The following is a 9,331-nucleotide window of genomic DNA, read 5'->3' as shown; positions in this document are numbered from 1 at the left end:
GCCCCTATTGCGACTTCAATTCCCACGAGGTCCGCGGCGAGATCGACGAGGCGGCCTACGTCGATGCCTTGCTGCGCGACCTGGAACAGGACCTTCCCCGGGTCTGGGGCCGCACGGTACATACCGTGTTCTTCGGCGGTGGCACACCCAGTCTGTTTGCGCCCGCGTCCATCGATCGGCTGCTGTCCGGGATTCGCGCCCGCGTACCGCTGGACCCGCGTGCCGAGATCACCCTGGAGGCGAATCCCGGCACCGTGGAACTCGAGCGTTTTCGCGGCTACCGCGAGGCCGGGATCAACCGCTTGTCCATCGGCATCCAGAGTTTCGAGCCGGAAAAACTGCAGGCCCTTGGCCGTATCCATGGGCGGGACGAGTCCCTGGCCGCGGCCCGGGCGGCGCGGGACGCAGGCTTCAACAATTTCAATCTCGACCTTATGTTCGGCCTGCCGGGCCAAACGGTCGACCAGGCAAAGGCCGACCTGACGACGGCGCTGGAACAGACACCCACGCACTTGTCGCTGTATCAACTGACCATCGAAGCCAACACCCTGTTCAATGCCAGGCCACCGGTGCTGCCCGACGAGGATACGATCTGGGAGATGCAAACTGCGCTGCAGGCCATGACCGCCGATGCGGGATTCGGCCAGTACGAAGTCTCCGCCTACGCACATCCCGAGCGCGAAAGCCGGCATAACATCAACTACTGGAACTTTGGCGACTACCTCGGCATCGGTGCCGGGGCCCATGGGAAACTGAGCGACGCCCGGAGCGTTACCCGGCTGTGGAAGCACAAACACCCGAAGAGCTATCTGCAGACTGCGGGCACGCCGGCTTCCGTGGACGGAGAACAAACCCTGGACCGTCACGACCTCGTGGTCGAATTCATGCTCAACGCCCTGCGTCTGACCCATGGCTTCCCGGTACACCTGTTTCAGGACCACACCGGTCTGCCCATCACCGCCGCGGGCGAGGCGCTGGCCCTTGCCGAGCAGCGCGGGCTGATCGAACGCGACGCCCATACCATACGCCCGACGCAACTGGGCCGAACGCACCTCAACAATCTGCTGGAACTCTTTCTCGAACCGGAAACGGAGCGAGTCGTACGATGATGCGCCGCACAAAAGTGGCGGCCGGGATCGGCGCCATCCTGGTGCTCGCGCTCATCCTCGGTCTGTACGCCTGGTGGGCGGCCCGCCCGGCAGAAACCCCGGTTCGTTTCACCCTGCTGGACAGCAGCCACGTCGAACTGAAGTCGTTGCGCGGCCGTCCGGTACTGGTGACCTTCTGGGCCACCACCTGTCGCCCCTGCATCACGGAAGCACCCCTCCTGGCCGAATTCTATCGCCAGTGGCATCCACGCGGACTGGAGGTGATCGCCGTGGCCATGCCCTATGATCCGCCGTGGAGCGTGGCAGAGTGGCAACAAAGGCTGAAGATGCCGTACCCGGTTGCCCTGGACTTCGATGGTTCCGTCGTCCGCGCCTTCGGCGATATCACCCTCATTCCCGCGGCGGTGCTAATCGGTCCCGATGGGCGCGAGCGCTGGCACCATACCGGCGCACTGGACTTCCGGAGCCTGGATGCGGACATGCGTGCTATGCTCCCCACCGCGAAACGCCCGTGACCGGATTCATTTCGTATCCCTGGAGAGGCACACCGTGACCGAAACCACCTTCAACCTGATCAAGAGCTTCCATATTGTTTTTGTGATCTCCTGGTTTGCCGGGCTGTTCTATCTGCCGCGACTGTTCGTATATCACGCCATGTCCAGAGACCAGATCAGCATCGATCGCTTCAAGATCATGGAACGCAAGCTGTTCTTTGGCATCATGACTCCGGCCGCGGTACTGGCGATCGCCTTTGGACTGTGGATGTGGTTCGGGACCGGGATGACGGGCACCTGGTTACATATCAAGGTGAGTCTGGTTGCCGTTCTGGCCGCTTTCCATGTCTATTGCGGCAAGTTGATGATCGACTTCCGCCATGACCGCAACCGCCACGGGGACCGCTTCTATCGCTGGCTCAATGAATTTCCGCTCGTGCTGCTCGTGGCCATTGTCATGCTGGTGGTATTTAAGGAACCGATGTAGCGGGAGCTCAGAACATCTCTGTCGGATCGACGTCCACCGACCAACGCACCCGCCGCGCCAATGGCAGTTTCTCGATTCCCTCCAGCCAGGAGCGCAGAAAGGGATGCAGGACCCGTCGCTCCTGCGCCCGCACCAGCAACTGGGCCCGGTAGTAGCCGGCTCGCCGTTCCATGAGCGAGGGCAGAGGCGGTAGCAGCTCCATGCCCTCCGGGACCGGGGGCGCCCGATCCAGCGCCTGCTCCAGCATGTCCAGGGCCTCGCCCTTGTGTTTTGATTCCGCCCGCAGCAAGGCCAGGAAGGCGAACGGCGGATAGCCTGCCTCGCTGCGCTGACTGAGTTCGTATTCACTGAAGCCGCGGTAGTCGTGATTACGTAGTGCGGCGAAGACTGGATGACCCGGATGCCAGGTCTGAATCATGACCTCGCCTGGCCGCTTTCCGCGACCGGCGCGACCACTGACCTGGATCACCTGCTGGGCGAGAAATTCGGCGGCGCGAAAATCGGAACCGTACAGGCCCTGGTCCACGTTCAGGATCCCCACCAGGGTGATGTGCGGGAAGTCGTGGCCCTTGGCCAACATCTGGGTGCCGACCAGGATATCGGCCTCGCCCCCATGGACGCGCCGGAGTGACTCCTCCAGCGAACCCTTGCGCCTTGTGGTGTCGCGATCGATGCGGATGATGCGGGCGTCGGGAAAGAGTCTGGCGAGGGAGGCCTCTACCCGCTCCGTGCCCTCGCCCAATGGCTCGATGCGCGTGCCTTCGCACTCCGGGCACACCGTGGGCAGGGCCTGCTCCGCACCACAATGGTGGCAACGCAGTCGTTGCTGGCCGCGATGGATGGTCAGGCGCGCATCGCAGCGCCGACATTGGGCAATCCAGCCGCAGTCGTAACACATGAGCACCGGGGCATAACCGCGGCGATTGAGAAACAACAGGCTTTGCTCCCCTGTTCCCAAGCGCGCCCGGACCGCCTGCAGCAGCGGATGCGAGAGTCCGTCGTTGGCCGCCAGACGCTTCATGTCCAGGATCTCGATCCGCGGCAGCTCGCCCTCGGTGGCGCGCGCGGTCAGTTCCAGCAAGCGGTAGCGTCCCCGCTGCGCCTGGTACAGGCTCTCCAGCGATGGCGTTGCCGAACCCAGGACAACGGAAATGCCTTCGCGGCTGGCACGCATCACCGCCACGTCGCGGGCATGGTAGCGGAAGCCGTCCTGCTGTTTGTAGGAACTGTCGTGTTCCTCATCCACCACGATCAGGCCGAGATCGCGGAAGGGCGTAAAAACCGCGGAACGGGTTCCCAGGATCACGCCCGCCTTGCCCGTGCGCGCCAGCATCCACGCCGCCAGGCGCTCGCTGTCGCCCAGCGCCGAATGCAGGGCCACTACGGGCGTGCCGAGAGATCGGCGAAAGCGGTCCACCAACTGGGGAGTAAGACCGATTTCCGGGACCAATACCAGCACCTGGCGTCCCTGGGACAGGATTCGGGTCGCAAGCTCGATATAGACCTCGGTCTTTCCGCTTCCTGTGATCCCGAACAGCAGCTCGCAGGAAAACCCCGGTGCCGAAGCCACGGTCTCCACAGCCTGCTGTTGTTCCGGGTTCAGCCGTACGGGCACCGGAGAGTCTGGGACCGGGGGCAACAAGGTCTCGCGGAATTCCTCTGCCCAACCGTTTTCCACCAGGGCATCGAGGGGTTTGCGCCAACCGGCCGAGATCTCGGCCAGGTCTTCCGCGCCCAGGCCTTCCTCGCTGGCGACCAGGACCTGTAATAGCCGCCGTTGCAGCGGCGCCCGCTCGGGCTGGGCGGACCACCTCGCCCGGGGCGTGGTGATAGTAATCACTTGCCCACCCCAGCAATTGCAGCAGGGAATCGGGAATCAGGGGCTCTTCGTCCAGCACTTCCACAACAGCCTTCAGCCGCTGATCCGGGATCTCGCTGGTTTCGGGGCAGTCCAGCACCAGCCCGACCAGCTGGCGCCGGCCGAAAGGCACACGCACGCGGCTGCCGGGTTTCGCGGCCGGCCCATCCGCCGGCGCCAGGTAGTCAAAAAAGGTGCGCGCCGGAACCGGCACGGCGACTTTCAGGTAGGTGGAGGCGGCGGACATGGGCGGCAATGTAGCACAGCGCCTGCCAGCTCCGTGCCCGGCAAAATCGCTTGCCTTAGCTTTTGTTCCTAGGGCGCAGTAGAGGAAAGCGATCCAACTGATTGTTGAGAAACGGGTTCGGAGATACCCACAAAACCTGTGGATAACATTGTGAATGAAGACGGCGGCGCCACGATTCCGCAGGAAACCGTTTCACCAAAGTGTCAGATTGCTGAAAAAATAGACGAATATTAATTGCTTTAGATACAGTAAGTTAGTTACAAAAATGGAAATTCCGGACATGCGGCCTGTTTTTCGCCGGGCGCTCTAACACAAAAAATCTGGCCTGACTAGGGGTGTGCATAACATTTCTTCTCATGCGCCGGAAGCTGTTGATTTCCCGCAGCATCCCTCAAGCGACCCTGGCCCCGGAAAGAAGCGCTTCGCATACCTCTTTTTGCGCGAGCTGGTTGCGAAACCACTCCAGGGCCCGACCCCCATGCCGGGTTCGCCAGGCGCTGACGAGTCGGCCGGGACCTCTCGGCTCCTGGACCTGTTTGATCTTGAGCCGGCCGCTCTGAAGATCACCCGCGATCCAGCTTGCGGGCAGAAATCCGACCGAGGTGACGGCCGCCGCGATCGCACGAAATCCAACGATATCTTCGGGGGAAAGCGGTTCCGGACGGTCGGCCAAGGGGTGGTGTGGAGCCACCGCAAAGACGAATTCCACCTCACCCAAGGGAAGAATGGAGTAACCGCCACCGGGAGGGACATCGGCGCCGGCACCAATGACCAGATCGGCGCGATCGGTTACTAGCGCATCCCACAGCCCGCCGAAAACCTCACTCATGATCCGGAGATGGGTACCCCGACCCTGGTCGCAAAACTGCTCCAACAATTCCAGTACAGAGCCGAAATTCACCAGGTCCCCGACGGCAATGCGCAATTCCGTTTCCCACCCGGTTGCTACCCGTTTCAGGCGGTTTTCAAGAGAAACGGCGGCCTGCAAAAGGTGGCGGCCTTCCTGAACCAGTTCCCGGCCGGCGGCCGTGAGAACTGCACGGTGTCCGCTGCGGTCAAACAAGGTGACACCCAGCTCTTCCTCCAGCTTGTTGACCGTATAGGTAATGGCGGAAGGCACGCGGTGCAGTTCTTCCGCGGCCGCGGCGAAGCTTCGGCGCCGGTCGATGGCATCGAGAACCTGAAGGGCATCCAGCGACAAATGGATATTCATTTTTTCTGAACGATACGGGCAGAGATTTTCGGTTTCATTCGTAAATAACGGGGAATATATTTTACCCGTTATTCAGATGAATTGAATCATCACCATGGCGAATGTGCTTGAATCAGCCGGGAGACAGCAAATGGCCAATGCCGAGACGATCGATGAAGCCCGCATTGCCCAACGGGGCCCGTACGCCGTGGAGCTCGAGCCGGGCACCTATTCCTGGTGCGCCTGCGGTCGATCGCAAAACCAGCCGTTTTGTGACGGCTCGCACAAGGCCATGAGCCTCAGGCCGGTCAGATTCGAGCTCACGGAGAAAAGAACCGTTTATTTGTGCGGTTGCAAGCACTCGGGGAACAAGCCCTACTGCGACGGCACACACAAGACTCTGCGCGAATGAGGGGGAAAGGCATGATCACTGTGCGCAAGGCGGATGACCGGGGATTTGCGGATCACGGCTGGCTACGCAGCCGGCACACGTTTTCCTTTGCCGATTATTTCGACCCGAAACATGTTCATGTTTCCGTGCTTCGCGTGATCAACGACGACCGGGTCGCACCTGGCGCGGGATTCCCGCCGCACCCACACCGTGACATGGAGATCATCAGCTACGTGCTCGAGGGAGCGTTGGAGCACAAGGATTCCATGGGCAACGGGTCCATCATTCGCCCCGGGGAGATCCAGCGCATGAGTGCCGGCACCGGCGTCACGCACAGCGAATACAACGCCTCGGACAGCGATCCCGTGCACTTCCTGCAGATCTGGATCTTCCCGCGGGAAAAACGCCTGGCGCCGGAGTACGAACAAAAGGAATTTCCAGAAGCCCAGCGCCGGGGACAGTTTCGGCTGGTGGCCTCGCCCGACGGGCGCGATGGTTCCATTACGATCCACCAGGACGCCCGTTTGTACGCCGGCCTGTTTTCAGGGAATGAATCGGCGGAGCTGGAACTGGAACCAGGACGGATCGCCTATCTTCATGTCGCGCGGGGCAAAGTCCGGCTGAACGACTTGTCCTTGCAGGAAGGGGATGGTGTCCGCATTGATTCAGAAAACGATCTGACCCTGCACGGCATCGACCAGGGAGAGGTTCTCCTGTTCGACCTCCCTGCTACCGCCTCAACTCACTGACACGGAGGAACAGTCATGCAAAATCTACTGAAAGAATGGGGTCCGCTCCTCGGGCGCATCCTGATTGTGCAAATGTTTATTCCTGCTGGCATCAGCAAGATCACGAACTTCAGTGGGACGCTTGGGTACATGACCGCGCACCACGTGCCTCTTGCGGAGCTCGCGCTGATCCTGAGCATTCCAATCGAGTTGGGATGCGCACTGCTGATTCTGGTCGGGTGGAAGGCGCGTTGGGCCGCCGTTATCCTGTTGGTATGGGTGATTCCGGTAAACCTGTTTATGCACAATTTCTGGGCTGTCAGCGATCCGACCATGCATACGCTCACGCAGGTTCTGTTCGCGAAGGACATCGCGGTCATGGGCGCATTGCTACTGATTGCCTCCATGGGTCCCGGTCCCAAGAGCCTGGACAAGACCGCATAGGCCGGGCGACATAGTCCGCGGCCGGACCATGGGTCCCGGCCGCACCAATGAACGGACAAGATTATGGGCCAGTTGATCAACGGAAGATGGAGTACCGAATGGTACGAATCCGATCAGGCGGGGCGCTTCCTGCGCCCAGAGACACAGTTCCGCGACAAGGTGACGGCGGACGGGTCTTCAGGCTTCAAGGCCGAGCCGGGGCGCTATCACCTTTACGTCTCGCTCGGCTGCCCGTGGGCGCACCGCACCATGATCCTGCGCAAGCTGAAGAACCTGGAAGATGCGATTTCCCTGTCCGTGGTTGACTACTACATGGGCGATGAGGGCTGGGAATTCACCGAGAATCCAGGCTGTATCCCCGACTTCGTCAATCACAAGAAGTACCTGCGCGATGTCTATCTGCAGGCCAGGTCCGACTACAGCGGGAGGGTTACGGTACCGGTCCTGTGGGACAAGGAGTCGGGAACGATCGTGAACAACGAATCGCGTGAGATCATGCGCATGCTGGACACCGAGTTTGATGCAATCGGCGATGCATCCGTTGCCTTCTATCCGCGCGACTTGCGCCAGCAGATCGACGAAACCATCGACGCGATCTATGGACCCGTTAATGACGGCGTCTACCGAACGGGATTCTCAACCAGTCAGGAGGCCTACAACGAAGCGGTGACTGAACTATTCGCCGCGCTGGACCACTGGGATTCCGTACTGGATAAACGGCGCTATCTGTGTGGGGACGTGATTACCGAGGCAGACTGGTGCATGTTCGCGACCCTGATACGCTTCGACCTGGTCTATGTCTGCCACTTCAAATGCAACATCCGACGAATCGTGGACTACCCGAATCTCTGGAACTATCTGAAGGAGCTCTATCAGGTACCGGGGGTGGCGGATACCTGCAATCCGGAACACATCAAGGGTCACTATTTCGCGAGCCACCGCTACATGAATCCCTACGGGATCATACCGATGGGACCGTCAATCGATTTTAGCGAGCCGCACGACCGCGGCCGCTTCGCGAAAGGCGTGTGACATGCTCGCGCGCTACGCTCCCGACGCGACCGATACCGCCCGTGCCAGGAGAATCCAGTCTCCGCCCTGGGAAGCCCCTGGCCAGGGAATCACTGGCAGGGCTCTAACGGCTTCGAACCCAAGGCGATCGTAGAGCCTTCTTGCCGCGGCATTGTCCGATGCGACGATGAGGCTCATACGCTCACAACCCCTGGACCTTGCCCGCTTCTCTGTCTCCGCAAGCAGCAGTCGCGCGACTCCCTTACCACGGTGTTCCTTATAGGTTGCGACGGCGTTGATATACCAGCTTCCGGGGGCGGTGCTCTCGAGCTCAACCAGGGGATGCATTGCCTCTGGCAAACCAGACAGATCGCCCGGGTCGTAGGGATCAGGCTGGCAATACGCAACGATCATACCCAGGACAGATTCCCCTTCAACGCAGACCCGGCTATTGGAGTAGCTGAAACCACCCTCGTCCCGGGACGCGCGCCGAGCACCCACTTCGAGCGGCGTTTCGCCCTCCTGCGCCAGGCCTGCCCAGTAGTATTCCGAGATACCTTCTCCCGCCAGATTGGTGAGGTAGGCAATGTGATGCGCGTCCTGCTTGCGGGCACCTCGGATTTCCATGGCGTGTCTCCGGCACCGGCAGGAGCAATGTAGGTCTGTTTGGGGCCGCTTCTATGAGTTTCCCGGGCGATCCGCTGAACCGGCGTGGTTCAGCCCGCAGCTTTGCCGGTTGACCTTGACTATCCCAAGCTGCTTGCCGTCATTCGCCTTGTACCGGTAGATCACGGTAATGTCATGCTCGAAGAACGGTTTGAGTGCCTTGGCGTGACAGGCAGCCTCCAGATTGGAGGCCGCCACCTTCTCACTGAACACCGATTCCGGGACATGGGAAGACGAGACCTTGGGAAAAGTGTAGTAAAACGTCAAGACCCGGCCCGGCCCGGCCTCGGCGTGGTCCAGCCGGGTATTCGCATCAACCATCTTGGGGCAATTGAGGGAAATCGTATGGGCCACCTTCTTCAGTTCCAGCTCGATGCCCGCCGTGGTGATCGCGCCCGTAACCGCCGGCGCGTTCCGGTAGCGCGCGATCCCGAATGCCAGGGCAACCACAAGACCCAGAACGCCCAGGGAAACCCCCATCATGGCAAGCCCGCGCTGGATCTGGTTCCTCCACAGCGCGCCCAGGCCGACAAAAAAGCCGAACCCGGGAATCACCGCGCTGCGAACGAGATCTTCTCTTGTGGCCTTGCCACCTTCTAGCGACATTTTCCTGCCTCCGCTACCGGGGTCCGTGTCCTGGACGTTCCATACTATCAAAGTTGATTTGGGAAGGGGTCTTTCCGGTCTTGTGTCGCCAACGCGAC

Annotated in this window: 11 protein-coding genes; 7 read left to right on the top strand and 4 right to left on the bottom strand. The window is 60.9% G+C overall.

Going from position 1 to position 9,331, the window contains the following annotated elements; genetic code table 11:
- The 3 genes from hemW to P8X48_12720 all read left to right on the top strand — a co-directional run.
- Window positions 1–1,109: radical SAM family heme chaperone HemW (gene hemW, locus P8X48_12730; protein ID MEJ2108170.1), on the top strand; the 1,109-nt coding region annotated here is incomplete at its 5' end.
- Entirely contained in the window at window positions 1,106–1,624 is a 519-nt protein-coding gene (locus P8X48_12725; GenBank protein MEJ2108169.1) for a redoxin family protein, read from the top strand. The genes hemW and P8X48_12725, both read left to right, overlap by 4 nt.
- 34 nt (window positions 1,625–1,658) lie before the next feature.
- Window positions 1,659–2,090, top strand: a complete 432-nt coding sequence (locus tag P8X48_12720; GenBank protein MEJ2108168.1) for a CopD family protein — start codon at window positions 1,659–1,661, stop codon at window positions 2,088–2,090.
- A 7-nt stretch (window positions 2,091–2,097) separates the two neighbouring features.
- On the opposite strand, the gene P8X48_12715 is transcribed toward P8X48_12720, so the two are convergent.
- On the bottom strand, window positions 2,098–3,930 hold the full coding sequence (locus P8X48_12715; GenBank protein ID MEJ2108167.1) for a primosomal protein N': 1,833 nt from the start codon (window positions 3,928–3,930) through the stop codon (window positions 2,098–2,100).
- Between the two features lie 656 nt (window positions 3,931–4,586).
- Window positions 4,587–5,408 (bottom strand): LysR substrate-binding domain-containing protein, encoded by an 822-nt coding sequence (locus P8X48_12710; protein MEJ2108166.1) that lies wholly within the window; start codon window positions 5,406–5,408, stop codon window positions 4,587–4,589.
- A gap of 130 nt (window positions 5,409–5,538) precedes the next feature.
- On the opposite strand from P8X48_12710, the gene P8X48_12705 reads away from it, so the two are divergent.
- The 4 genes from P8X48_12705 to P8X48_12690 all read left to right on the top strand — a co-directional run bounded on the left by P8X48_12705 (window position 5,539) and on the right by P8X48_12690 (window position 7,982).
- Window positions 5,539–5,799 (top strand): CDGSH iron-sulfur domain-containing protein, encoded by a 261-nt coding sequence (locus tag P8X48_12705; protein MEJ2108165.1) that lies wholly within the window; start codon window positions 5,539–5,541, stop codon window positions 5,797–5,799.
- Window positions 5,800–5,810: 11 nt separating this feature from the next.
- Window positions 5,811–6,527, top strand: coding sequence for a pirin family protein (locus P8X48_12700; GenBank protein MEJ2108164.1), 717 nt, complete (start codon window positions 5,811–5,813; stop codon window positions 6,525–6,527).
- A gap of 15 nt (window positions 6,528–6,542) precedes the next feature.
- Window positions 6,543–6,950: a DoxX family protein gene (locus P8X48_12695; GenBank protein ID MEJ2108163.1), complete on the top strand. Its 408-nt coding sequence runs from the start codon at window positions 6,543–6,545 to the stop codon at window positions 6,948–6,950.
- Between the two features lie 63 nt (window positions 6,951–7,013).
- Window positions 7,014–7,982: a glutathione S-transferase family protein gene (locus P8X48_12690; protein ID MEJ2108162.1), complete on the top strand. Its 969-nt coding sequence runs from the start codon at window positions 7,014–7,016 to the stop codon at window positions 7,980–7,982.
- A gap of 12 nt (window positions 7,983–7,994) precedes the next feature.
- Here the strand turns inward: P8X48_12690 and P8X48_12685 are convergent, their stop codons facing one another.
- Window positions 7,995–8,588 carry a GNAT family N-acetyltransferase gene (locus P8X48_12685; GenBank protein MEJ2108161.1) on the bottom strand — a complete coding sequence of 198 codons (594 nt, stop codon included), beginning with the start codon at window positions 8,586–8,588 and terminating at the stop codon, window positions 7,995–7,997.
- 51 nt (window positions 8,589–8,639) lie between these two features.
- Window positions 8,640–9,233 (bottom strand): hypothetical protein, encoded by a 594-nt coding sequence (locus tag P8X48_12680; GenBank protein ID MEJ2108160.1) that lies wholly within the window; start codon window positions 9,231–9,233, stop codon window positions 8,640–8,642.
- Between the last annotated feature and the right edge of the window lie 98 nt (window positions 9,234–9,331).

Source organism: Acidiferrobacteraceae bacterium (assembly GCA_037388825.1).
GTDB lineage: Bacteria > Pseudomonadota > Gammaproteobacteria > Acidiferrobacterales > JAJDNE01 > JARRJV01.
This window is presented reverse-complemented; position numbering and strand designations above follow the sequence as displayed.